21 protein-coding genes are annotated in these 23,944 nt (G+C 58.3%); all 21 read right to left on the bottom strand.

Translation table 11 applies throughout. The annotated features are described in order from the left end of the window. Positions 1-584 precede the first annotated feature (584 nt). Positions 585-1,724 (bottom strand): beta-galactosidase BglB, encoded by a 1,140-nt coding sequence (gene bglB / locus AFK66_RS07410; protein ID WP_007775972.1) that lies wholly within the window; start codon positions 1,722-1,724, stop codon positions 585-587. Beyond that, entirely contained in the window at positions 1,724-3,310 is a 1,587-nt protein-coding gene (locus AFK66_RS07405) for an MFS transporter (RefSeq protein ID WP_007775973.1), read from the bottom strand. Before AFK66_RS07405 ends, bglB begins: the two co-directional genes overlap by 1 nt. Positions 3,311-3,584: 274 nt before the next feature. Beyond that, the gene (flhE, locus tag AFK66_RS07400) at positions 3,585-3,986 is read right to left on the bottom strand and encodes a flagellar protein FlhE (RefSeq protein WP_023898507.1); all 402 of its coding nucleotides are present in this window, start codon (positions 3,984-3,986) and stop codon (positions 3,585-3,587) included. Then, positions 3,986-6,064, bottom strand: a complete 2,079-nt coding sequence (gene flhA, locus AFK66_RS07395) for a flagellar biosynthesis protein FlhA (RefSeq protein ID WP_023898506.1) — start codon at positions 6,062-6,064, stop codon at positions 3,986-3,988. The genes flhE and flhA overlap by 1 nt, the downstream gene beginning before the upstream one ends. Next, on the bottom strand, positions 6,057-7,205 hold the full coding sequence (gene flhB, locus AFK66_RS07390; protein WP_032968253.1) for a flagellar biosynthesis protein FlhB: 1,149 nt from the start codon (positions 7,203-7,205) through the stop codon (positions 6,057-6,059). The genes flhA and flhB overlap by 8 nt, the downstream gene beginning before the upstream one ends. 131 nt (positions 7,206-7,336) lie before the next feature. Continuing rightward, complete coding sequence (gene cheZ, locus AFK66_RS07385) at positions 7,337-7,978, bottom strand: protein phosphatase CheZ (RefSeq protein WP_004388327.1); 642 nt, start codon at positions 7,976-7,978, stop codon at positions 7,337-7,339. 10 nt (positions 7,979-7,988) lie between these two features. After that, positions 7,989-8,378 (bottom strand): chemotaxis response regulator CheY, encoded by a 390-nt coding sequence (cheY, locus tag AFK66_RS07380; RefSeq protein WP_004388326.1) that lies wholly within the window; start codon positions 8,376-8,378, stop codon positions 7,989-7,991. Between the two features lie 17 nt (positions 8,379-8,395). Then, entirely contained in the window at positions 8,396-9,445 is a 1,050-nt protein-coding gene (locus tag AFK66_RS07375; protein ID WP_004388325.1) for a protein-glutamate methylesterase/protein-glutamine glutaminase, read from the bottom strand. After that, positions 9,442-10,308: a protein-glutamate O-methyltransferase CheR gene (cheR, locus tag AFK66_RS07370; RefSeq protein ID WP_004388324.1), complete on the bottom strand. Its 867-nt coding sequence runs from the start codon at positions 10,306-10,308 to the stop codon at positions 9,442-9,444. Before cheR ends, AFK66_RS07375 begins: the two co-directional genes overlap by 4 nt. A gap of 280 nt (positions 10,309-10,588) precedes the next feature. Beyond that, positions 10,589-12,259, bottom strand: coding sequence for a methyl-accepting chemotaxis protein II (tar, locus tag AFK66_RS07360; protein ID WP_038882380.1), 1,671 nt, complete (start codon positions 12,257-12,259; stop codon positions 10,589-10,591). 96 nt (positions 12,260-12,355) lie between these two features. Beyond that, entirely contained in the window at positions 12,356-13,309 is a 954-nt protein-coding gene (locus AFK66_RS07355; protein WP_007776003.1) for a Csu type fimbrial protein, read from the bottom strand. Continuing rightward, complete coding sequence (locus AFK66_RS07350; RefSeq protein ID WP_032968258.1) at positions 13,306-15,696, bottom strand: fimbria/pilus outer membrane usher protein; 2,391 nt, start codon at positions 15,694-15,696, stop codon at positions 13,306-13,308. Before AFK66_RS07350 ends, AFK66_RS07355 begins: the two co-directional genes overlap by 4 nt. Continuing rightward, positions 15,675-16,433: a fimbrial biogenesis chaperone gene (locus tag AFK66_RS07345; RefSeq protein WP_007776010.1), complete on the bottom strand. Its 759-nt coding sequence runs from the start codon at positions 16,431-16,433 to the stop codon at positions 15,675-15,677. The genes AFK66_RS07350 and AFK66_RS07345 overlap by 22 nt, the downstream gene beginning before the upstream one ends. 16 nt (positions 16,434-16,449) lie before the next feature. Then, complete coding sequence (locus AFK66_RS07340) at positions 16,450-16,962, bottom strand: Csu type fimbrial protein (RefSeq protein WP_007776011.1); 513 nt, start codon at positions 16,960-16,962, stop codon at positions 16,450-16,452. Between the two features lie 62 nt (positions 16,963-17,024). Then, positions 17,025-17,591, bottom strand: a complete 567-nt coding sequence (locus tag AFK66_RS07335; RefSeq protein ID WP_007776012.1) for a Csu type fimbrial protein — start codon at positions 17,589-17,591, stop codon at positions 17,025-17,027. Between the two features lie 383 nt (positions 17,592-17,974). Further along, the gene (cheW, locus tag AFK66_RS07330) at positions 17,975-18,478 is read right to left on the bottom strand and encodes a chemotaxis protein CheW (RefSeq protein ID WP_004384891.1); all 504 of its coding nucleotides are present in this window, start codon (positions 18,476-18,478) and stop codon (positions 17,975-17,977) included. A 28-nt stretch (positions 18,479-18,506) separates the two neighbouring features. Continuing rightward, positions 18,507-20,510, bottom strand: a complete 2,004-nt coding sequence (gene cheA, locus AFK66_RS07325) for a chemotaxis protein CheA (protein ID WP_023898503.1) — start codon at positions 20,508-20,510, stop codon at positions 18,507-18,509. 10 nt (positions 20,511-20,520) lie between these two features. Beyond that, a complete protein-coding gene (motB, locus tag AFK66_RS07320; protein WP_007776016.1) occupies positions 20,521-21,453 on the bottom strand; it encodes a flagellar motor protein MotB in 933 nt (310 codons plus the stop codon). Further along, on the bottom strand, positions 21,450-22,337 hold the full coding sequence (gene motA, locus AFK66_RS07315) for a flagellar motor stator protein MotA (RefSeq protein WP_004384888.1): 888 nt from the start codon (positions 22,335-22,337) through the stop codon (positions 21,450-21,452). Before motA ends, motB begins: the two co-directional genes overlap by 4 nt. Positions 22,338-22,468: 131 nt before the next feature. After that, complete coding sequence (flhC, locus tag AFK66_RS07310) at positions 22,469-23,050, bottom strand: flagellar transcriptional regulator FlhC (protein WP_004384887.1); 582 nt, start codon at positions 23,048-23,050, stop codon at positions 22,469-22,471. A gap of 3 nt (positions 23,051-23,053) precedes the next feature. Continuing rightward, positions 23,054-23,404: a flagellar transcriptional regulator FlhD gene (gene flhD, locus AFK66_RS07305; RefSeq protein ID WP_015741652.1), complete on the bottom strand. Its 351-nt coding sequence runs from the start codon at positions 23,402-23,404 to the stop codon at positions 23,054-23,056. Between the last annotated feature and the right edge of the window lie 540 nt (positions 23,405-23,944).

The following is a 23,944-nucleotide window of genomic DNA, read 5'->3' as shown; positions in this document are numbered from 1 at the left end:
TAACGGCTTCGCAGATCGGTACTGCCCTGCCGGCAGCACTCCAGAATTCAGAAAGATATGCGAATGCATTATCAGTTAAGCAATTGTGTGGCCAGACGCAAGCCATGTCCTTCTGTCTGGCTAATACCTGTGTAGGTAATAGCGTGACATAAAGACACTGGGCGAAATGCATTTATAAACCGCACATGAAGAAATACTTTCGTGTGCAGTAAAGAATCACGGCGTCATAGCGGTGAAATTGCGGGAATTACCTGGTTATTGTTTCTTTTAAATTAAATCAACAATAATGGCAGTGCGGCTGGCATTTTAAAGAATGACAACAAAGAAACAAGTAACAACAAATTACTTTTTTGGAGTAATTTAATATTGAAAATTTAATAATGGCCGCATAAGCACATTGTAAATATCATCAGAGTCATAAGAAGAGGTGGGCTGTATAAATAAGCTAATGCTGATGACTTAAATGTCTTACGGGTTAAGTGGAGAACAGAGCGTGGAACGTGACGTGGAATTAAACATGAAAAGCGGTGTAAGTATAATCAAATGTCCGCCGCGCGGTGGGGGTCAGCGCACGGCGGAGAGCGTTACAGATAAGTGCGCAGGTATTCCGTCAGGCACAGAATAGCCATCGCCTGGCCGTAGGGCATCGACGTGAGCGGGATCTGGCGGTAGAAATCGAGATCGCTTCCCATACCGGTGCCGAACGACACCTGTAAAAGCTCGCCCTGCGGCGAAATATTCGCCACGACGCCTTTGATAGCTTTCTCCGCCACCAGGCCGTATTCCTTGCCGATATAGCGCTTGCGCACCGCCTTCAGCAGGCCGCAGGCGAAACCGGCAGTGGCGGATGCCTCCAGGTAGGAATTCGGATCGTCCAGAAGCGTATGCCACAGGCCGCTTTCATCCTGACACTCTGCCAGCGCCGCCGCCTGGCGCGCCAGCACCTGCGTCAGATAACGGCGCACCGGATGACGCTCCGGCCAGTCCATCAGCTCAAGAAAATCGGGGATAACAATAGTCACCCAGCTATTGCCACGCGCCCAGCGGGCGTTAGCGAAGTTATGGCAACCCTCGTAATTCCAGCCGTGGAACCACAGCCCCGTCTCCCTGTCCATCAGGTTCTCGACATGCAGCAGGAACTGATAGACCGCCTCATCGACATACTCTTGCCGCCCGAGCAGCTTGCCGATTTTCGCGAGCGGCAGCACGGTCATCATCAGCGTGTCGTCCCACATCTGCTGATGATTCTCTTCGGCGAGCGTAATGTGCTGCATCCCGCCCTGGTCGGTGCGCGGCATATCATACATCGCCCACTCCGCCCAGCTCTCAAGCCAGGGTAATAGCGTGGGGTCGCGCGTCTCTTCATAGCGGTACGCCAGCGTCAGGAACGGAGCCATCGTGTTGACGTTCTTGGTGGTGGCGCCTTCGGCAAAGCGCGCCGCGAACCAGTCGTCAATCACCGCGCGTATCCGGTCATCGCCGGTCTGGCGGTAATATTGATAGATGCCGTACAGCCCGACCCCATGCGTCCACTCCCAGCCAGCCCAGCCTTTGGTGTCAATCACGCGGCCGTCATCGAGGCGCAGGAGGAACTGTCCGGTTTCATCCTTAATGTTGATCAGGTTGTCGGTAATTTTATGGATCATTGCCTTGAGTTCATCACGGGCAATGAAGCGCTCCGGCTGACGCAGCAGCGGGCTGTGTTTTACAGGCCAGACAATCATTAACTTAACCTCTGTGTCGTATCGAATTCGGGAGTGGGGGTTTTCAGCGGTTGCGCCGCCGGTTTGTTGCGATTCAGGAAGCCAATATTGTTGTTCCCCCACAGATTTTCATAAGGCATACCCGCCAGCATCTCCACCGTCGCGCGGTTCGCGGGGCTGATGCTCTCCGGCATCACGCGGCCGCTGGCGCGCATCTTCGCGGTCTCTTCACGCAGGATGCTGTGGGTTTTCAGGTTGAGCTTAAAGCGCAGAGAGATCAGGAAACCGCAGGCCAGCACGGCTATGGTGCCGACGCTTAAAATGGTCAGAATGGTATGGCTCACCGCCGGCGCCTGGGTGCTCTGGCCGGAGACAAAGCCGGACATCTGCATCACAATCCCCACCAGCATCACCGCGCCCGCCTGCGAGGCTTTACGGGTAAGCGTCATAATGCCCGCGAAAATCCCTTCGCGGCGCTGCCCGGTGACCACTTCATCGACATCAGCGATATAGGTGTAGGTGTTCCACGGTACATAGTTAATGCCGCCGCGCCCGAGGCCCGCCAGCGCGGAAACCAGCAACAGCAGCGAGTAAATATCGCTCATGCCGGTGTAATAGAGCAGCGCGTAAGAGAGCGAGCTTAAACCAAAGAGCACGACCACCATGCGGTAAGACGGTGCCGGCCCGAAACGAATACAGAGCGGGATCATCGCGATAACGGCGATAAACTGGAAAATCGCCATGGTGCCGAGCAGATTAGAGGCGACAGACGCCTCCTGCATCAGCACAAATACCACGTAGTAAGTAAACACGGCGTTGAACACATCCTGGGCGATGTAGCCGCCGAGATACATGCCAAGATGCTGGCGGAAAATACGGATGCGCAACGTGGAGGAGAGTTCAACCACCAGACGGCGCAGGCTCTGGCCGAGCGTCAGGTGTTTCTTCTCTTCTTCAGCGCGCAGTGCGGCGTCCGACCATTCTTCGCGCGGGCGCTCCCAGGTGAAGATCCACACCAGCGTCAGCATAATCGCGCAGAGCACCGAAAAGACCAGGCTCGCATAAAAGAACGACACCGCGTTATCTTTCCCGAAGTGCGTCAGCAGCACGCCCGGCAGGAACGACGCCAGAATGGCGGACATCTGCGCCATAGAGATGCGCGCGCCGGAGAATTTGGTTTTCTGTTTGAAATCGTCGGTCATTTCCGGCACCAGCGTTTCGTAAGGCACCAGAATCATGGTGTAGACGATGTCAAACAGCAGATACGTCAGCAGGTAGTACCAGAACCCCATATCCCCCACCCACATCAGCGAGTAGCTAAAAACGCAGGGAATGCCGAGCAGGATAAAGAATTTCCGGCGGCCAAAGCGGCGGCCAAGCCAGGTGGTGCCAAAGTTATCCGTAAGAAAGCCCATCAGCGGGCTGACCACGGCATCAGCGACCCTCGCCGCCGCGAAAATGAAGGTCGCCTCAATCGGTGTTAAGCCGCAGAAGGTGGTATAGAAATAGAGAAGCCACGCTGCCGTGAGGGCGGTCGTTCCTGCGCCGAGGAAGTCTCCTGACCCGTAGGCAAGGTAATTTGCCAGTCCTGGTTTACGCGTTTTCATCGCCGTCACCCTGTGTATTTTTATGTGGAGCTCTGCGGCAAACCGCAGAGCTATCAGGGCTAAAGTAAAAGTATGGCGGGTGGGAAACCTTTCCTTTTCTGCCACCTGAAACGGAAAACTGGCAAAAATACAAAGAGCGCTGCCACCGGCTTCACTGATTTATAAAACAGCGTTTCGAAGTGTTCAAAGCGGGAGTTCAGAACTGCGAGCCAGCCGCCAAAAATCGGGCGGCCGGAAAAAGAAAACGCGCGGCGGCGCGTTTTACAGAAGAGTGTTAACGGTAATTGACGATGACCTGGCTGCTGCGCACTTCCAGCGCAGGCCAGAGCCTGCCGCCGCCCGGCACTTCAAAGATAAAGCGCAGCGGCTCGGCGGCGGAAACATTGCTAAACGCGCGCGTGGTGCCGGTCTGGTCGTCCACGTCCACGCAGCGGGTCTGCGAGCAGAGCCGCGCCACCATGCCCGCAGGGGTCGGGCCAGCCAGCTCATAACGCCACACCACGACCGTCATCACGCCCTGCGGCGGCGGGGAATCGGGCGCCAGCAGCGGTGACGAGGCCGCCATGCCGCGCTGGCTTAATACCGGCCCCATCGCGCTCGCCTGCCAGGCACCCTCTCCTGCGGCGTTCGCCAGAACTGGCAGCGTCAGTAATGCCATTAACAAGCGCGCGCGCATTATTTACCTCCGATGCTCGACGTCATGCGAATGTTGCGGTTATCGGACAGCTCAAGGTTCGAGAGCACCACCAGCTGCGGCAGATTGCGGCGCAGGAAACGCGCCAGCAACGGACGCAGCGCGTGGTTCACCAGCAGTACCGGCGGCGCGCCGAGCATCTCCTGGCGCGACAGCGCCTCTTGCGCCTGCTCAAGCAGGCGATCCGCAAGGCCCGGCTCCAGACCGCCGCCGCCCTGCAACGCCTGCAGCAGCAGACGCTCAAGCGACGTATCAAGCCCAATGACCTGCACTTCGTCGTTACCAGGGAACCACTGTTGAGTAATCGCGCGGCCCAGCGCCACGCGCACCACGGCGGTCAGCTCGTTCGGATCGTTCTGGACCGGCGCGTGCTCGGCGAGCGTTTCCAGAATGGTGCGCATATCGCGGATAGGCACTTTCTCAGCAAGCAGGTTTTGCAGCACTTTATGCAGCGTGGTGAGCGTCACCACGCCCGGCACCAGATCTTCGGTCAGTTTCGGCAGCTCTTTGCTCACGCGATCGAGAAGCTGCTGCGCCTCCTGGCGGCCAAACAGTTCGGCGGAGTATTGCGCGATCAGATGGTTCAGGTGCGTCGCCACCACGGTGCTTGCCTCAACCACCGTAAAGCCCTGGATTTGCGCCTGCTCTTTCAGCGCGCTTTCAATCCAGATAGCGGCCAGGCCAAACGCCGGATCGACCGTCGGCTCGCCCGGCAGAGAGCCTGCGGCGGTGCCGGGGTTAATCGCCAGCCAGCGGCCCGGATAGGCTTCGCCGCTGCCAATTTCGACGCCTTTCATCAGAATGCGATAGCGGGCCGGCGGCAGATCCATGTTGTCGCGGATATGCACTACCGGCGGCAGGAAGCCGAGATCCTGCGCGAATTTCTTACGAATACTGCGGATACGGCCCAGCAGTTCGCCGTCCTGCTGCATATCCACCATCGGGATCAGGCGGTAGCCCACTTCCATCCCGAGGGAATCTTCCAGCTGCACGTCGTTCCAGGTCGCTTCCACGGCCTGCGGATTATCCTGCTGGATAACCGGCGCGGGCGCGGCAGGCGCCTGCTGTTCGCGGCCGCGCATCCACCAGGCGAGGCCCAGCAGCGCTGCGGTAAACAGCAGGAACACAAAGTTAGGCATCCCCGGCACCATACCGAGCAGACCGAGTACGGCGGCGCTCAGCACCATAACGCGCGGGTTATTGAACAGCTGGCCGACCATCTGCTCGCCAACGTCCTGATCGGTGGCGACGCGGGTCACGATAACGCCCGCCGCGGTCGAAATCACCAGCGCCGGGATCTGTGCCACCAGGCCGTCACCGATGGTCAAAAGCGTATAGCTTTCCGCCGCCTGTCCTATCGGCATACCGTGCTGCACCACACCCACCAGCAGGCCGCCGATAATGTTAATCGCCATAATCAGCAGGCCCGCGACGGCGTCGCCGCGCACGAACTTACTCGCACCGTCCATCGAGCCGTAAAAGTCGGCTTCCTGTGTCACTTCAGTACGGCGTTTTTTCGCTTCCTCTTCGCCGATAAGCCCGGCGTTAAGGTCGGCGTCGATAGCCATCTGTTTGCCTGGCATCCCGTCAAGGACGAAGCGCGCGCCCACTTCCGCGATACGCCCCGCACCCTTGGTGATAACCATGAAGTTGATGATGACGAGAATGATGAACACCACGATGCCGATAGCGAAGTTGCCGCCGACCAGGAAGTGGCCGAACGCCTCCACCACTTTACCCGCAGCCGCCGCCCCCGTATGGCCGTCCATCAGAATGATACGCGTGGACGCAATGTTCAGCGCCAGACGTAGCAAGGTGGTAAACAGCAGAATGGTCGGGAACGCCGCGAACTCCAGCGTGCGCTGGGTGAACATCGCCACCAGCAGCACCATGATGGAAAGCGCGATGTTAAAGGTGAACAGCAAATCCAGGATGAAGGCCGGTAATGGCAGCACCATCATCGACAGGATCATCAGGATGATAACCGGCCCGGCGAGGATCTGCCATTGGGTCGATTTCAAATTGCCAGGCAGGCGCAGCATTGCCACCAGATTAGCCATCAGTGTCCTTCTCGTTCAAAAAATCCAGCGCCTCAGGCACCGGAAGGTTTTCAGGTTTCTTCGGAATCAAGCCGCCCGCCAGACGCCAGCGCTTGAGTTGCCATACCCATGCCAGCACTTCCGCCACGGCAGCGTAGAGCTGCCCTGGGATCTGCTGACCGATTTCCGCGTGCCGGTATAACGCGCGCGCCAGCGGCGGCGCTTCCAGCATCGGAATTCGATGTTCATTACCAATTTCGCGAATACGCAGCGCCACCAGCCCTGCGCCTTTGGCCACCACTTTCGGGGCGCTCATCTTGTTCTCGTCATACTGCAACGCCACCGAGTAGTGCGTCGGGTTGTTGACGATAACGTCGGCTTTCGGTATGTCCGCCATCATGCGACGACGGGCCGCTTCGCGCTGCTGCTGGCGAATGCGCCCTTTGACATGCGGGTCACCTTCCTGGTTCTTGAATTCATCGCGGATATCCTGGCGCGACATGCGTAATTTTTTGGTGTGGCTGACTATCTGCCAGAACACGTCGAAGCCCACCATCGGCACCAGGCCCATCACAATCAGGATGCAGCAGAGCGCAACCAGATTCATCGAATTACGCATGGCGGCGACAGGCGATTCGCTGATGAGACGCATCATGTCCGGCCAGTTGTACCAGAGGAAAACCCCGGTCACGATGCCCACCAGTACCGACTTCAGGATCGCCTTGAGCAGCTCGGCCAGCGACTGCGATGAAAAAATACGTTTAATGCCCGGCAGCGGGTTGAGCTTCTCAGGCTTAAACGCCACGGCTTTCGTGTTAAACAGCAGGCCGCCCAGCAGCATCGGGGCAAACAGCGCCACAATCACCACGCCCATAATCAGCGGAACCAGCGCCACCAGCGCCTGCTTTATCAAAAAGCTAATCTGTCCGACCACCAGTTTCGGGTCGTTAATAATGCTGTGATCGAAATGGAGGCCGTGAGAGAGCATCGCCGCCAGCTGACGCGCCAGCAGCGAACCGCCTACCCAAATCACCGCGACGCCAACCAGCAGCATCAGCATGGAGGTCAGTTCACGGGAACGGGGGATCTGCCCTTCTTCTCGCGCCTTTTCTCGTCGGTGGGGTGTGGGGGCTTCTGTTTTGTCGTCGCTATCGTCTGACACGATTCGATTCTCGCAGCTACTATCACGCAGCTAGCATGCCAGAGGCGGGAAAAGCTAATGGGAAGAGAAAAGCGCAAAACCGGTGGTTGTTTCGCGCTTTACTGCCCTCCCCGAAGGGAGGGTTAAGGGGATCAGAACCCCAGGCTGTCGAGCAGGTCGTCGACCTGATCCTGGCTTGCCACGACGCCTGCGGCGGTGGCGTCCAGCTGCGGGCCGTTGAGCAGGCTGTCGTTCGGGCGCTTGGCGCGCGCGTTCGGCTCCGGCATGTTCTCCAGCAGCACCATCAGAAGCTGGCGCTCAATCTCCTGGATAACATCCATCATGCGCTTGATCACCTGACCGGTCAGATCCTGGAAATCCTGTGCCATCATGATTTCCAGAAGCTGGGCGTTGGTGAAGCTCGTATGATCCGGCACCTCTGCCAGATACTGGCGGGTGTCGGTCACGAGTTCGCGCGCGTCACTCAGTTCGATCGGGTTCTCAAACCACTCGTCCCAGCGGCCGCTCAGCGCTTTCGCGTCGCTTTCCAGTTTGTTCTGGTGAGGCTGCGAAGCCTCGACGCAGTTCAGGGCGCGTTCGGCGGCCTGCGCTGTCATCTGTACTACGTAATCCAGACGGTCGCGCGCGTCCGGGATAGCTTCCGCCGCTTCCGCAATCGCCTGATCAAGCCCCAGCTCGCGCAGACTGTCACGCAGCATGCGGGTAAGACTGCCGATACGGACAATAATGTCGCCAGTCGAATGCTCGTCAGTCGGTTTTATCGATGCCGTCATCTGCCTGTCCTCACATGCCGAGTTTTTCGAAAATCTTGCTCAGTTTTTCTTCGAGCGTCGCCGCGGTGAACGGTTTTACCACGTAGCCGCTGGCGCCTGCCTGCGCTGCCGCGATGATGTTCTCTTTCTTGGCTTCCGCCGTCACCATCAGTACCGGCATGGATGCCATAGCGCCATCGGCGCGAATGGTTTTGAGCAGCTCAAGACCATCCATGTTGGGCATGTTCCAGTCGGAAATCACGAAACCGAAACCACCGGTCTGCAGTTTGTTGAGGGCATCCACACCATCTTCCGCTTCTTCTACGTTGTTGAAACCCAGCTCTTTGAGCAGGTTACGTACAATGCGGCGCATGGTGGAGAAGTCATCCACAACCAGAAACTTGAGATCTTTATCCGCCATAAAAACTGTACTCCTCGTTAAATACGTATTGCCTGTCCGGCACTGATTTTCGCCAGCATCTGCTGGCTGACCTGGCTTAGATCGACGACTTCGCTGACGCCACCCATATTGATGGCCTCACGCGGCATGCCGAACACCACACAACTCGCTTCGTTTTGAGCGATGGTCCAGGCGCCCGCCTGGTGCATCGCCAGCATTCCCGCCGCGCCATCGTTGCCCATCCCGGTGAGGATCACGCCCACCGCGTTGCGCCCCGCATGTTTGGCTACGGAGTGAAACAACACATCCACGGCCGGACGGTGCCGGTTAACCGGCGGCCCGTCGTGGATCTTTATCTGGTAGTTAGCGCCGCTGCGCGCGAGCTCCATATGCTTATCGCCCGGGGCGATATAGGCATGGCCCGGCAGCACGCGCTCGCCGTCTTCGGCTTCTTTCACGCTAATCTGGCACAGCTTGTTCAGTCGCTCGGCGAAAGAACGGGTAAATCCAGGCGGCATGTGCTGGGTAATCAGTACCGCCGGGCTTGAGAGCGGCAGCGGCTGGAGCACATGGCGAATCGCTTCGGTGCCGCCCGTGGAAGCACCAATGGCAATCAGTTTTTCCGAACTCAACAGCGGGCCTGCTTTCAGCGTTTTCGGCACCGCGTCCGGCAGGCGGGCGGAGATCCGCGCACGCGAGGCGGTACGCACTTTATCGGCAATCAGTTCGCTGTAAGCCAGCATCCCTTCGCGAATGCCAAGCTGCGGCTTGGTCACGAAATCCACCGCGCCCAGCTCCAGCGCGCGCAGCGTCACTTCAGAGCCTTTGCCCGTCAGCGAGGAAACCATCACCACCGGCATCGGGCGCAGGCGCATCAGTTTTTCCAGGAAATCGAGTCCATCCATGCGCGGCATTTCAACATCCAGCGTTAAGACATCCGGGTTGAACTGCTTAATCAGATCGCGCGCCACCAGCGGGTCCGGCGCCGTCGCCACCATCTCCATATCGCTGTGGCTGTTGATAATTTCGGTCATGATTTGACGCATCAGCGCCGAATCATCTACTGACAACACTCTGATTTTACTCATTCTTTTTCCTTACTCAGGGCATACACCGTCTGACCGCGCAGCGAGAACTCCCGACTGAGGTTACTGAAGTTTTCTGAGTGGCCCGCAAACAGCAGACCGCCCGGCTTCAGCAGCGGAACAAAGCGTTTGAGGATCTCCTGCTGTGTTTCTTTATCGAAATAAATCATCACGTTGCGGCAGAAAATCGCGTCAAATGGCCCTGGTACGTTGTACTGCTTATCAAGCAGGTTCAGCGAGGCGAACTCAATCTGGTTCGCCAGTTCGTTACGCACGCGCACCAGCCCCTGGTGAGGCCCGGTGCCGCGCATAAAATAGCGTTGCATCTGCTGCGGCGAGAGGGTTTTCAGCTCCTCCTGCCGGTAAATTCCGCTCTGCGCCTTTTGCAGCACTTCGGTATCGATATCCGTGCCGTAGACTTTCCAGCGGCCCGGCGCGGTGCCTAGCGTATCGGCGAGCGTAATGGCGATGGAGTAAGGCTCCTCGCCGGTCGATGCCGCGGCGCTCCAGACGCGGTATTCGCCCGAACGCTTACGCGCGTGCTCCGCCAGCACCGGAAAGTGGTGCGCTTCACGGAAAAACGCCGTCAGGTTCGTGGTCAGCGAGTTGATAAACGCCTGCCACTCGGCGCTGTTGGCGTTGGCCTCCAGCATGCTGAGATAGCGTCCAAAATCATCCAGCCCAAGCGTGCGCAGACGTCGAACCAGACGGTTGTAGACCATGTCCCGCTTATGTTCAGCCAGCACGATCCCGGCGCGCTGGTATATCAATTGACATATCCGACGGAAGTGGGTGTCGGACAGCGCGAGGCGCTGTGTCATCTGTACTAATAATGACGTTTGCCCAGCAGGCATGGATGATGTCATGTTGCCTTCTTCTTCACAGTCAGAGTGTTACTGGCACCACTCAGGGTGGTGCGGCCATCTTGTTACGCTTACAAAAGCCGTGTTCAAGGTTTAAGACTGAAACTTTTTTCTTCTCAGACGCGCCGTGGAGCACGCATCCGATTCTGTTCGTTTGCATGGACGAGCTGTGCAGTACGTCCCATGCTTTCGCGCCGCGCGCTTTTCCCAAAAAACCTTCCGACAGCGTTCCCCTTTGGTACAACATGCCTGCTTCCTTAGCCGGTCATACGCCGGAATCTGTTCAGAATGTTTCCCAGTTATCCTGGCCTGCGACAGCAGGTTTGCTTGCCACCGCGAGCGCGGGGCTTGCGCTCACTGGCGCGGCCACGGGTTCTCTACGCGGTGCGCTGGCTCGCGCACTGGCAAGGCGGAAGGCGGCGACGGCCTGCGACAGACGGCTTGCCTGATCTTCCAGCGCGCTCGCGGCGGCCGCGGATTGCTGTACCAGCGAGGCGTTCTGCTGCGTAACGCGATCCATCTCGGAGACCGCCAGCGCCACCTGATCGATGCCACGGCTCTGTTCGTCGGACGCAGAGGCAATCTCGCCCATGATGTCGGTCACGCGCGTTACCGCCCCGACAATCTCCTGCATCGTTTCGCCCGCGCTTTCTACCAGCACCGAGCCGGAATCGACGCGCGAAACGGAATCTTCAATCAACGCCTTAATCTCTTTGGCCGCCTGGGCGCTGCGGCTGGCGAGGTTGCGCACTTCGCCCGCCACTACCGCAAATCCGCGGCCCTGCTCCCCTGCCCGCGCCGCTTCCACCGCGGCGTTCAGCGCGAGGATGTTGGTCTGGAAGGCGATGCCATCAATGACGCTGGTAATGTCTGAAATCTTTTTCGAGCTGGCGGCGATGTCATGCATGGTGTTGACCACGCCATCCACCACTTTGCCGCCGCGCTGCGCGGTTTCCGACGCGCTCAGTGCCAGCTGCGATGCCTGACGGGCGTTCTCGGCGTTCTGCTTCACGGTCGCGGTCAGTTCTTCCATGCTGGCAGCCGTCTGCTCCAGCGCGGAGGCCTGCTCTTCAGTACGTGAAGAGAGATCGGTATTACCCGCGGCGATTTCGCTGGTGCCGCTGTAGATGGCATCGGTGCCTTCACGCACGCTGCTTACCGTCTGGATCAGCGCCTGCTGCATGTGCTGAACGCTCGCGGAAAGCTCCGTTATCTCGTTACGCCCGGTGACCGTAATGGTTTCAGTCAGGTTGCCGGCCGCAATTTCACGAATGTGGTGGATAACGCCCGCGAGCGGCGTCAGCAGCACGTGGCGGATGCCGTACCACACCAGGGCGATGACCAGCACCACCAGGACCGCCAGAATGCCTGTCTGCCACTGGGCCACACGGAAATCGCTGCGGCTCTCGTCCCAGGCCTGCTGCGCCAGACGCACGTTGACGTCGTCATAGCGCATCACAGCTTTTTCCAGCGCGTTCTGTTTGCCCTGGGTCGCCTGTGCGAAGTAGGCATCCATGTTGCCGGTTTCCAGGTACTGCACCAGTTCGCTCAGCGCCTGGAAGTAATCGCGATAGCTCTGCTCGACATCGCCCGCGGCGGCGTTAATTTCCGGTACATCCACCGTCACGCCTTTAAAGGCGTTGAAGTGGGTATCCGCTTCAGCCAGCACTTTTTTCGCCGTGTTGAGCAGATCGGTTTTGGCGCTGCTCTGCTGGTTGTTCGCATTCATCATCATCCGCGCCGCAGAACGGCTTAAGTTGATGCGGGTTTGCAGCAGCAGATTCCACGACTGGTTGAGCTGCGCCTGTTGCAGTCGCAGCTGGTGCGACGCGGCGAAGCTCTGCTGGTTTTCATTCAGTGACGAGAAAAACATCCCACCGGAAATGAATTGCAGCAGTGCGAAGACCACCAGCACCATCATCAGCAGTGAGACAACGCGGATACGATTCAACATGCGACACCTTCCTTCTGGTTCCTGAAGGGGTTATCGGCATGGCCTGGGGGAACTTTATCGTTGTGTAAAGGAAATTTGCGTTAGTCGGCGGCGAGGTCAGAAGGCGACGTCCACCACCAGCGTATCGGTGTAATTCCCGGCGGGCGGCGTGTTCTGGGTGGTGAGGATACGCGCCGTGTATTGATAGGATTTCAGCAGGCCGTCGGTGCTGACCTGCGTGGGCGTATCGCTGGCCCAGCGTTCGGTGCCGCTGACGCCCCAGCGGTTCGCGGTGCTGCCTTTGTAAATCTCATAGCTGAGCCGGTTGGTCCCGCTCGCCATGTTGCGCACGCTGCCGACGGCGTAGTTGCCGTTGTTGATCCCCACGGTGTAGGTGCTGCCTTTGGTACAGGTAATAGCGATGGTTTGCGAGACCGGCGCGAAGTCTTTCACCAGCGGCGCGCTGGCGAAGTTCAGGTTCGGCGCGGTGATGGTGCTGCAATCGTTAGTGACGGTGAGCGTCACGAGGCTTGTGAAGGTTGACGTGCCGTTCTGCGGCGTCAGGCAGACCGCCACGCCCACCGCGCATATGCTGTAGTTGACGCTGAAACTCAGTGTTACCTGATACGCGCCCGCGGCGACGTTCTGCCCCTGCAAAGTGCGGATGTAAATCGGAAAGGTGTAACGTTTACTGGTTAACAGATTCAGCAGCGACTGCCCGGTCCAGCGATAGCTGCCGTTGATGGCCAGTTCGCTGCCGGACGGACAGCCGCTCTGCGCGCACACCTGAAGCGGTATACGATCGGTGGTGTCGCCGCTACGCCCAAGCGTGGCGCGGGTGCCGGCGGTTGTGGTGGCACCGGTCAGCGTCAGGGTCACGAAGTCATTATTGAGCACGTTCAACACCGAGTCGCAGTCCAGCGTCAGCGTCGCCGTCGTGGTCTGGACGGTGCTGTTAATCACAAATGACGTCTGGCTGCCGTAGGCCGCGCCGGTGCCGCTGACGCGGCAGTCCGCGAGCGCAGGCAGGCTTGCCACAGAAAGGATAATGACCAGCAGCAGACGGATCATGGCGTAACCTCGCGACAAATGAGCGGACCATAGGTTTCCAGGCGGTGCGAACGGGCGGCGCCGACCGTCAGCGTAACGTGGCATGTAGTGCCATCGGGCTTCGTGACGCGCAGCGGGTTGACCTGACCGATATCTTCAAGCCATGCGATCCCGTCGTAGCCCACGACGGCCGTGGGACGGTCATCGCGCAACACCTGGCTTGATACCGGCAGCGGCTGGCCATTTTCATCATGCAGGATGACGCTTGCGACCCGCTCCTGCTCCATGGGGAACGTCACCAGATAACCGCTGTTGCGCCGTAGCGCCAGACGCCGTTCGGTTTCACGGATACGGGTATCAGCGGGCAGATTCAGCGCATCGATGCTATAGGTGGCCGGGTAATAAGAGGTCACGCCGCTGACCAGCAGATAGCCCTCTTCGTCAGTCTCCCCTATCGGCTGGTTCTCAAAGTTCACCGTCACGCCCGGCTGCCCCTGCGTGCTCACCACGGCGAAGGCGTCGTTAATCTGATTAGCCGCGAACAGCTCGCCATCCATCGTCACCAGCGAGCCGGTAGCCTCGCCCCAGCGCGTCAGGTTTTTCGTCTGGCCGTAAATGCCGCCCTGCGTCTCAATATGGTTATTGCGCCAGCCGAGCGTCGCCTGCTGATAGTTGTCATCACGCGACTGATTCGCGTAGGCCAGGTTCCAGCTAAAGCCGCCATCGCTCGGCATCGCGCGGTTAAAGTTGACGCGCTGCGTCGAGCCGCTTTCCGGCGTGGTCTCGGCGCTGAGCGCGACTGAGCTTTGCTCGCCGAGCGGAATTTGCAATGAGAGCGCGAACGTCCAGTCGCGCGCGTCGTAATCGTGGCTCGCGGCAAGATAGAGACTGCTGTTCCAGAGCGTTTTATTCCAGGAGAGGTTGAGCAGACGCGTCTGATCGCGGTTGAAAGACTGCACATCTATCCAGGCCGCGCCAATACTGCCCGCCGCACCCATATTGAGCGTCAGCGCATACTGCGCGCTGGAGCGGCTTAACGTGATGATGGGCTGCTGATACTGATCGTAGCGCACGGGCTGATCGTAGAGCGCCAGATTGCCGAACCCGCGGGTGCGGCGGGTCTGCTGCGCCGAAATGCTAAATCCCGCGGTGTTGTACTGATAACCCCAGTTCCACTGCTGCCCGCTGTTATCGCGCATTTTGCTCCAGCTTCCCGCGCCGTTGACCACGCCGAAGCGCCCGAGCTTCACCAGCGAGCCGACGCCGCCAAGCTTGAGTTTTTCCGCCGCTTCGCCGTGGGTTTCCAGCGTCCAGAAATCCGTCACCCCGTAGCGCCAGGAGCCGCTTGCCGCCGCCGGGCCGTAATCAAAATTTTTCACGCCGTAGTTGCGGCGCAGCGCGCCCGCGCTGAACGAGCCGTCGCTTAAGCCCGGTTTCAGCAGTTCGCTTGCCACGTAAAAGGGAAGCGTGGTGGAAACCTGGCGGCCCAGGGCGTCGGTGGTGACCAGCACCGCGTCGCCGGAGCCGTTAATGTAGGGCAGATTGGTGAGCGTAAACGGGCCGGGGGCGAGGTCTGTCGAGCCGGAGCGGTAGCCGTTGATAAACACATCGACGGTGGTCGGCACCGCCGCCTCGCCGGAGAACGCCGGCAGCGGATAGGTGATGAGATCGGGACGCAGCGAGAAGTCGCGACCCACGGAAACGCCGCCCATGCGCACGCTGTTGCTCCAGCTCAGGCTGTCGCTGATAACATCGCCCAGCGACCAGCTCCAGGCGCTGTCGTCGTTGGTGCTGTTAAACATGGTGTCGTAGCGCATATAGCCTTCATTCTGGCCAGGATAACCGCGAAACACTTCCCGTAATGCCCCGGTTGACGAAAACGAACCCGCGTCGCCAAACAGCCGCATCTCGTGCCAGAGCGACGCCTGGCGCAGGCCGTGATTGGTGTCGCTGGCGTAAAAATCGTAGTTAAGCACCGCGCCGTTGCTGGCGCGCGGGCGCACCCGCCGCTCCTGCTCGCCGAGCGCCACGGTACGCGCGGGCACCCAGTCGGTGGGCACCGTCAGCAACAGCCGCTGCCCGGTGCTGTCGTAGCGGCTTTTCACCTGCGGGAGCGTATCGACATTCACCTCCCCCTGCGGGAGTTTATCCCCCGGCAGCCCGGCGCGCTGGAGATCCGCCGATGAAACCCACATCGCGCCGCCGCGCCGCGTCACCGGCACGACCAGCCCGGTATCGTAATAGTTCACCACCAGCGACAGATGAAACACCGCCTGGCGGTCGATAGCCTGCGCGTCCGGCGGCGGCGGAAGCGCGTCGTCCCCGTCGAGCGCGTTAACGGCGGGAGAGACGACACACAGCAGGCTGATGATCACCCCCCGACGACTCACCGGGCGGCGGCCTGCCATGTCCCCTCGCGGGCGTTGACGGAGGCGCTAAGCTGTGTGGGCTGCGGCATACCGGCGGGCAGCGGGAAGACGCGAGTCTGGCCCGGCAACACATAGCCCAGTAATCCTTCCGCCAGCACGTGCGACTTGCCGCCCTGCTGTATCGTCACTTTACTGATGCGTGCGTGGATCTGATCCCGGTTGGCGATTTCAATCGCGGGTTTGCCGTTATCCCGGACCACGCGCCAGGAGAGGTTCTCCGGCTGTAAATACGCGTGATGCGCGCCCGCGCGCTCGGTGGCGACGCCCTGGCCGTACGCGAAAAGCGGAATCGAATAGCGCATTTGCAGTTTCAGGCCGAGCTGCGGTTTGCCAGGCTCGGTGGGCTGTGGGATTTCATCAACCACAATGCGGTAAGCCTGCTCGACGCCAGTGGGCACCTGGGCCTGACTTATCAGGCGAATAAGCTGCTTTTTACCGCCATCAATGCGCACAATCGGCGGGCTTGCCACCACATCCTGCTGCTGCTGATAGCGCTCGTTGCCGCCCTCCTGCCGCCAGCGCACAATGCGCACCTGCATGGTCATCGGCGTGGCGCCCTGATTCTGTATCCATAATTCCGCCGCGTTGTCGCCGGGCGCGAGGTAAGGATCGATGGGCCAGATAAGCATATTACCGGCGGACCAGGCGTTGCCTGCGGCCAGCCAAAACGCGGCGGCCAGTCCGAGCCGCCTGAGAGACGTTGCGCACTGCATCATGTCTGCTCTCCCTGTATCACCATGATAATGTCACCGTCAGCGTGTCGGTATAGCTGCCGGCGGGGCTAAAGCCCGTGAGCTGCGCTGCGCCAAAGAGAGGCAGCGAAATGTTGTTACTGTTGCTGTACGTGATGGAAACCGCCTGGTTGACGCCAATTTCACTCGCCGCATTGAGCGAGCTGGACGTATAGAGACGATACGGCACCCGTTCAGTACCGCCGCCGCGCACCATATTGCGCACAGACGAGCCGTAGTTCTGGCCGCCGTTGATGCTCATGCTGAGCGCCACGCCCGGCGTGCAGGCGAGCAATAATGAGGAAGATGGCACGAAGCTGGTGCTGACGCGCGAACTTTCCACGCCGGTATGGGTGCCGAAGTTGAGCGATCCCATGACGCCGCCTGTGCCGGTCGTGACGGAACAGCCGGCAGCGATAGTGGCGCTCACCTGAAACGACTGCGTGGTCACGGCCTGCACGTTGTTGCAGCACACCGTTAACATGCCAGCCGTTCCCCACAGAATGCGCCGCACAGCGCTCCCCTGGGGCAACCGTGGCCGGTTGCCCTTCATCCTCATCGCGGCCCTGCTGGCGCTTAGTAGGTGACGCTGACGTTAATGGTGTCGGTGTAGGTGCCTGGTACGACGGTCACGCTGTTACCGCCGCCCTGAATACGGCCATAGATGGTGTAGTTGCTCACCCCGCCGGTGGTCGAGGCCGCGGGAATAGAGGCGTTATTGGCAATAACGTTCTGGAAGGCGCTGTCGCTGTAGAGGCTGTACGCCACGCCCTGCGCGGTGTTGGTGGTATTTACCAGATAACGCCCCGGCGTGCCTGGCGTGCCGACGACGGTGCCCGGCGCCTGGTTGGTGCTGCCCGTAATCTGCACGGTGTATTCCGGCGTGGTGCACTGAATAGAGAAGGTATTGCCGCCGCCTGCGCCGGTTAACTGGGTGGTCAGCGTGGAGAACGTAGCCGGGCTGGTGCCGAAGTTCAGGGTACCGAAGTTGATCCCGTTCTGGCTCGGCGAGCCGTTAATCAGGCAACCATTAGTCAGTGTTAAGGTTGCGCCAATGGTCCCGCTACTGGTGACCGCGTAGCTTGTCGGCGCGCCCAGCATCATACCGGCACCGAAGATAACCGCTAACAGACGTGTTTTCATCGTGTTTATCCTCAAACTCTTAACGGAAGTAACGCTCTGCCGGGCCGGGATAGCGACCTGAACCATAAAGCGCAGCGCGTCAGGCGAGACGCTAAACTGAAATTTAGTTTATGTTTCAAAACATCACAAAAGTTGTGAAAAGTATCAGCGAGGCGTTACGAGAATGGATAAAAAGCTTTATTTACAGTAAGTTAAATATCAAGAGACATTTCTAAATGTAAACAGCAAACGATATATTAATTGATATGTGATTTGCGTCACATTATAAGCGGTGTTTCACGGTAAAAAGCGCGCCCTTTCTCCAGCGGTGGCGGGCGGCGCATGCAAACAACAGGCGAAAAAAAGGGGCGCTTTCGCGCCCCGTGCCACTGCTTTTCTTGTTGTCACGCCACGCGGGCGGTTGCGCTGTCAATCAGCTCCATCTCTTCGCTGTTGAGCAGCTTCTCAATGTGTACCAGAATCAGCATGCGTTCGCCAATAGCGCCGAGGCCAGTCAGGTATTCTGTGGAGAGCGTCACAGCGAATTCCGGTGCCGGGCGGATCTGCTCGGCAGTCAGCGACAGCACGTCAGAGACGCCGTCCACCACGATGCCGACCACGCGCTGACCGAAATTCAGAACGATAACCACGGTGTTTTCATTATATTCCACATCGCCCTGCTCAAACTTCACGCGCAGGTCAACGATAGGCACGATAACACCGCGCAGGTTGGTGACGCCTTTAATGAAAGACGGCGTGTTGGCGATACGGGTTACCTGATCGTAACCGCGGATCTCCTGCACTTTCAGAATATCGATACCATATTCTTCGTCGCCCAGGGTGAATACCAGGAACTCCTGGCCAGACGGCTCGCCGGCCAGTTTAGTGACGTTGCTCATACCGGTCATATTACTTACCTTTTCTACGATAGTGGCTTCAGGCGGCGGTCGGCGCCAGACGTTGCTCACGGTTTAAACTTTGCAGCGCGGATACATCAACAATCAGCGCCACGCTACCATCGCCCAGGATCGTGGCGGCCGAAATACCCGGCACCTTGCGATAGTTACTCTCAAGGTTTTTCACGACGACCTGGTGTTGGCCAATCAGCTGATCGACCAGCAGTGCATAACGGCGACCGGCGCTTTGCAGGATAACGACAATGCCCTGCGTCGCTTCGGTTTTCGCCCCTTGCACATCAAAGACTTTCCACAACTCAACCAGCGGCAGATATTCGCCACGCACTTCCAGTACGCGCTCGCCGCCTGCCAGCGGGTGCAGATCTTCTTTACGCGGTTGCAGCGATTCCATGACCGCGTTCAGCGGCAGAATAAAGACTTCTTCGTTTACCTTAACCGACATGCCGTCGAGAATGGCCAGCGTCAGCGGCAGCAGGATGCGAATGGTCGTGCCCTGGCCCTGACGGGAGGCGATTTCAACATGGCCGCCCATCTCCTGAATGTTACGTTTCACCACGTCCATGCCGACGCCGCGACCGGAAACATCGGTCACCTGTTCAGCCGTGGAGAAGCCCGGCGCGAAGATGAGCATGCCCACTTCGTCGTCGGTCATGCTTTCGCTGACGGCCATACCCTGAGACATCGCTTTCGCCAGAATACGTTCGCGGTTCAGGCCTGCGCCGTCATCGGTCACTTCGATGCAAATGTTGCCGCCCTGATGCTCTGCGGAGAGGATCAGGTTGCCCACCTGGGATTTACCCGCGGCGGCGCGTTTTTCCGGCGCTTCGATACCGTGGTCGAGGCTGTTACGCACCAGGTGCGTTAACGGGTCGATGATGCGTTCGATCAGGCTCTTGTCGAGTTCGGTGGAGCTGCCCTGTAAGGTCAGTTCAACCTGTTTACCAAGTTTGCTCGCCAGATCGCGCACCAGACGCGGGAAGCGGCTGAAAACGTATTCCATCGGCATCATACGGATGGACATCACCGATTCCTGGAGATCGCGCGCGTTACGTTGTAACTGACTCATGCTGGTGATCAGATCGCCATGCGTGACCGGGTCCAGTTCGTTGGAGCGCTGCTGGAGCATCGACTGGGTGATCACCAGTTCGCCCACCAGGTTAATGAGCTGGTCAACTTTCTCAACCGCCACGCGGATGCTGGTGTTTTCTTTCTCGCGAGCCGGTTTGCTCTGCTCGGCGCGCGGGGCGCTGGCGGCAGGCGCTTTCGCGACCGGCGCGGCCACAGGAGCAGGCGCGGCTTCAACGACCGGCGCGGCCGCAACAGCAGGCGCTTCATCAGCGGCAGGCAGCGGCAGGAACTCAATCTGATCGCCTTCGATGACGAAGCAGAGCACCGCGGTGATGTCATCCGCGCTGGCGCTGGTTTCAAGGGTGGCGATGAGGTGATCGGCACCCTTTTCAATCTGGCTTAAGGCGCCGAGATTACCGAGCTCTTCCTGCAGGAGTTCGATTTCATTGCCTTTGAGCTTGCCAAGCTTTATGCGCAGCTTGCCGCCATCCGTGGGTGCACTGGCCGCAGGTGCCGCGGTTTCTGTTTCAACAACAGAGAGTTTCGCCGCCGCCGCAGGCGCTTCGCCTTTGGCTTCGAGCGCCAGCTGGCGCAGCGCCTGACAGATGTATTCAAAGCTGGCTGCGTCCGGCTCCTGAGAGCTTTTATAAGCGTCAAGCTGTTCCTGCATAATATCTTTGGTTTCCAAAAACAGGTTGATAATGTCGGTGTTGAGTTGCATTTCACCCCGACGTGCCTCATCCAGCAGGTTTTCCATCAGATGGGTGGTTTCCTGCAGGATGGTGAAGCCAAAGGTCCCCGCGCCACCCTTGATGGAGTGCGCGGCGCGGAATATGGCATTTAGCTGTTCGGCATCGGGCGCTTCGGGCACCAGATCGAGCAAATGCTGCTCCATGTCAGCCAACAGTTCGTCAGCCTCATCGAAAAATGTCTGATAAAAATCGCTAATATCCATACTCACGCTATCACCTCGTAACCGGTTGGGACGGTGTTGGGTTTGAGGCCGGGGGGACGGCGCCCGGTTGTTGTAATACGCTCAGTGACTCATTCTCGCTTTCGGCGTTTTCATGCACGATGGCATCTTCCGACTGCTTGTTAAGTACCAGCAAACTTATGCGGCGGTTGAGGGCTTCATTCGCCCCTTTCTCCGCCAGGCGCATCGTGGCGGCCATGCCGACCACGCGCAGAACTTTGCCATCATCAAGCCCGCCGATAACCAGCTCGCGGCGCGACGCGTTGGCGCGGTCTGCCGAGAGTTCCCAGTTGCTGTAGCCGCGTTCGCCGTTGGCGTACGGGAAGTCGTCGGTATGGCCTGACAGGCTCACTTTATTCGGTATGCCGTTCAGCACCGGCGCGATGGCGCGCAGGATGTCGCGCATATACGGCTCCACTTCGGCGCTGCCGGTTTTAAACATCGGGCGGTTCTGGCTGTCGATAATCTGAATACGCAGCCCTTCCTGCACAAGATCGATGCGCAGATGCGGGCGCAGCGCGCGCAGTTTCGGGTCGGCTTCGATAAGCTGATCCAGATCGCCACGCAGTTTTTGCAGGCGGTTACGCTCCATGCGTTTTTTCAGCTCGTCGATATTCGGCTCTTGTTTTTTCACTTCGCCCTGCGACTGCGTGACATCATCCCCACCCCCCGGAATCGGGCTTTCGCTATCGGCGATGCGATGCCCGCCGGTGATGGCGGCCGACAGCGGCGTGCGGAAATATTCCGCAATCTGCGTCAGCTCCTTCGGGCTGGAGATGGAGATAAGCCACATCACCAGGAAGAAGGCCATCATGGCTGTCATAAAGTCGGCGTAAGCGATTTTCCACGAGCCGTGCGAACCGCCGCCGTGCCCTTTATGCTTGCGCTTTTTTACGATAACGACGGGGTGGTTGCTGTTTTTCATGCGTCTTCTGTCACCTGCTGCTGGTTAGGCGATTTCACCGCGCGAACGTGTTCATCCAGCTCGGTGAAGGACGGACGCTCGCTGGAGTAGAGCGTCTTACGACCAAACTCTACGGCGATAGGCGGCGCGTAACCGTTAAGGCTCGACAGCAGCGTCACTTTCACGCACTGCATCATTTTGGTGGTTTCGGCGCTCTTCTGGCGCAGCACGGTCGCAAGCGGCGACACGAAGCCGTAAGCCAGCAGGATGCCGAGGAACGTCCCCACCATCGCGTGCGCGATAAGCGCGCCGAGTTCCGCCGCCGGACGGTCAGCCGACGCCAGCGCGTGCACCACGCCCATCACCGCCGCCACGATCCCGAACGCCGGGAGCGAGTCGCCCATCAGCGCCAGGCTGTTGGCCGGGACTTCCGCCTCGCTTTCGTGCGTTTCGATCTCTTCGTCCATCAGCGCTTCAATCTCAAAGGTGTTCATGTTGCCGCTGATGATGAGACGCAGATAATCGGTGATGAATTCCAGCATGGTGTTGTCCGCCAGAATGCGCGGGTAGCTGGTGAAGATCTCGCTCTCTTTCGGGTTCTCGATATCGCGTTCCAGCGAGAACATGCCCTGCTGGCGCGATTTGGTCATCAGGCGATACAGCAGCGCCATCAGATCCATGTACATACTTTTGGTGTATTTCGAGCGGCGAAACAGCAGCGGCAGCGCTTTCAGCGTGCCCTTAATCGCTTTCCCGTTGTTACCGACGATAAACGCACCCACACCCGCCCCGCCGATAATAATTAATTCAGCAGGTTGATAGAGTGCACCAAGCTCTCCTCCGGTAATCATGTAACCACCGAAGACCGTTCCCAGAATGACCAGGTAACCTATTAAAATCAGCACGACATCATCCTTCCGCTGTTGGCTATGGCGAGGATGTTCAGGTGAGCAGAAAACGTTGCCGGTTTCAGTTAGGAAAAAAAAAGCAGCGGCCTTTTGGGCCGCTGCTGGAGTGGTTTTCCACACCTATCCGGTTAAACGGCCTGTTCGACCTGTTCATCCAGCAGTTGTGGAATAATATCGGCAGCATCTCGCGAAAGTTTACGTCTTTTTACGGCGCGAGACGGTGGCTGGCACAGGCTGCATGCGAAGCTGCCAACCGGCTGGTGTGCATGGGTAACAAAATTACCGCCGCAGCTATTGCAGCGAGATAATTCAAGCATTCCGCTGTCCACGAAACGGACCAGCGTCCAGGCGCGGGTCAGCGCCAGCAGCGGGCCTTCTTCGTTTTCTTGCGGGCATTGCTCCAGGTACAGACGGTACGCTTTGATAACCGCGTCAACGCCTGAACACAACCCGGTGCGCAGCAGATACTGCCAGGCGTTACAGAACATCGAAGCGTGGATGTTCTGCTCCCAGGTCATGAACCAGTCCGTGGAAAAGGGCAACATACCTTTTGGCGGCGGGCTGCCCCGCAGCTCTTTATAAAGTTTGATGAGTCTACCGCGGCTAAGTTGCGTTTCACTTTCCAGCATCTGTAAACGTGCGCCAAGGGTAATCAGTTCCATGGCGAGCTGGATATCACGGGCTTCCTGAACAATGCTCTTGTCGGTCATAAGTTATGCCCTTTTCTTCCTGGCGACGTCTTCGGTGCCGTTGGCCTCGTTGAGCAGACGCGTGGAGAGCAGAATACCGGTGTGGATCTGTTGCAGATCGTCAACGCGTGATTCTTGTGTTAAACGCGTGATCGACTGATGATCCTGAAAACGGAACTGACAAACAAGCTGGTTCGTTTCAGCCAGTTTCACCATTTGCGGAAGTGTCAGGTCGCCCAGTGTGGACGCCATCTCTTCGCTAATACCCAGGCGAAACATCGCAGACGCTTTATCCTGACTAATCAAACGCTGTGCAAGTAACAGATATGACAGGTTGATGTCGTAGATATGTTTCAGCAACTCGGATGTATGCATTTTTCCCATCCAATAACAAACTATTATTTTAACGCGGCGAAGCCGCACCCCGTGATGTCGCCGGGCAAATCCCGGTAAAAAAATAAATCGTTACGGCCAAAATGCATCGGTGAAACCAGACTTGTCGGTGAACAGTGTTCCCGTCAAATTCGATTGTCCCTGGCAGGCTCCGTGCACGCCTTTCATCATTTCCTTACACTTGCTTAAGATTTTTCCTAAATCGAGCAAATCGTACTCGGCGGACACCGTTCACACAACGTGCTTGTGAAAAGATTTTGGAAAAAGTGTGACGAGTATCACACATTTTCGGAAAAAGTCACTAAAAAACCATCAGGATTGCTTTTCTTTTGTATAAAAAGTAACCAAACAGACGCCTGGCAATGCGTAAAATTCCGAATATTCATTCACCCTTAACTAGGGTGTAGCAGTCGGTCATACTTTACATTTGCAACTATTTAACATCACGTGATCACGGGTGGTCACTATAAAAGAAACAGTACTACCAGGGGAGTACTTAAACCAACTTAACCAATTAAAACA

The sequence above is a fragment of the Cronobacter malonaticus LMG 23826 genome (assembly GCF_001277215.2).
Lineage (GTDB): Bacteria > Pseudomonadota > Gammaproteobacteria > Enterobacterales > Enterobacteriaceae > Cronobacter > Cronobacter malonaticus.
This window is presented reverse-complemented; position numbering and strand designations above follow the sequence as displayed.

Excerpts from the sequence above, each read along its gene's own strand:
- bglB (WP_007775972.1), bottom strand. The coding sequence starts at position 1,724 with ATGATTGTCTGGCCTGTAAAACACAGCCCGCTGCTGCGTCAGCCGGAG.
- AFK66_RS07405 (WP_007775973.1), bottom strand. The coding sequence starts at position 3,310 with ATGAAAACGCGTAAACCAGGACTGGCAAATTACCTTGCCTACGGGTCA.
- flhE (WP_023898507.1), bottom strand. The coding sequence starts at position 3,986 with ATGCGCGCGCGCTTGTTAATGGCATTACTGACGCTGCCAGTTCTGGCG.
- flhA (WP_023898506.1), bottom strand. The coding sequence starts at position 6,064 with ATGGCTAATCTGGTGGCAATGCTGCGCCTGCCTGGCAATTTGAAATCG.
- cheZ (WP_004388327.1), bottom strand. The coding sequence starts at position 7,978 with ATGACGGCATCGATAAAACCGACTGACGAGCATTCGACTGGCGACATT.
- cheY (WP_004388326.1), bottom strand. The coding sequence starts at position 8,378 with ATGGCGGATAAAGATCTCAAGTTTCTGGTTGTGGATGACTTCTCCACC.
- AFK66_RS07375 (WP_004388325.1), bottom strand. The coding sequence starts at position 9,445 with ATGAGTAAAATCAGAGTGTTGTCAGTAGATGATTCGGCGCTGATGCGT.
- cheR (WP_004388324.1), bottom strand. The coding sequence starts at position 10,308 with ATGACATCATCCATGCCTGCTGGGCAAACGTCATTATTAGTACAGATG.
- tar (WP_038882380.1), bottom strand. The coding sequence starts at position 12,259 with ATGTTGAATCGTATCCGCGTTGTCTCACTGCTGATGATGGTGCTGGTG.
- AFK66_RS07355 (WP_007776003.1), bottom strand. The coding sequence starts at position 13,309 with ATGATCCGTCTGCTGCTGGTCATTATCCTTTCTGTGGCAAGCCTGCCT.
- AFK66_RS07350 (WP_032968258.1), bottom strand. The coding sequence starts at position 15,696 with ATGGCAGGCCGCCGCCCGGTGAGTCGTCGGGGGGTGATCATCAGCCTG.
- AFK66_RS07345 (WP_007776010.1), bottom strand. The coding sequence starts at position 16,433 with ATGATGCAGTGCGCAACGTCTCTCAGGCGGCTCGGACTGGCCGCCGCG.
- AFK66_RS07335 (WP_007776012.1), bottom strand. The coding sequence starts at position 17,591 with ATGAAAACACGTCTGTTAGCGGTTATCTTCGGTGCCGGTATGATGCTG.
- cheW (WP_004384891.1), bottom strand. The coding sequence starts at position 18,478 with ATGACCGGTATGAGCAACGTCACTAAACTGGCCGGCGAGCCGTCTGGC.
- cheA (WP_023898503.1), bottom strand. The coding sequence starts at position 20,510 with ATGGATATTAGCGATTTTTATCAGACATTTTTCGATGAGGCTGACGAA.
- motB (WP_007776016.1), bottom strand. The coding sequence starts at position 21,453 with ATGAAAAACAGCAACCACCCCGTCGTTATCGTAAAAAAGCGCAAGCAT.
- flhC (WP_004384887.1), bottom strand. The coding sequence starts at position 23,050 with ATGACCGACAAGAGCATTGTTCAGGAAGCCCGTGATATCCAGCTCGCC.
- flhD (WP_015741652.1), bottom strand. The coding sequence starts at position 23,404 with ATGCATACATCCGAGTTGCTGAAACATATCTACGACATCAACCTGTCA.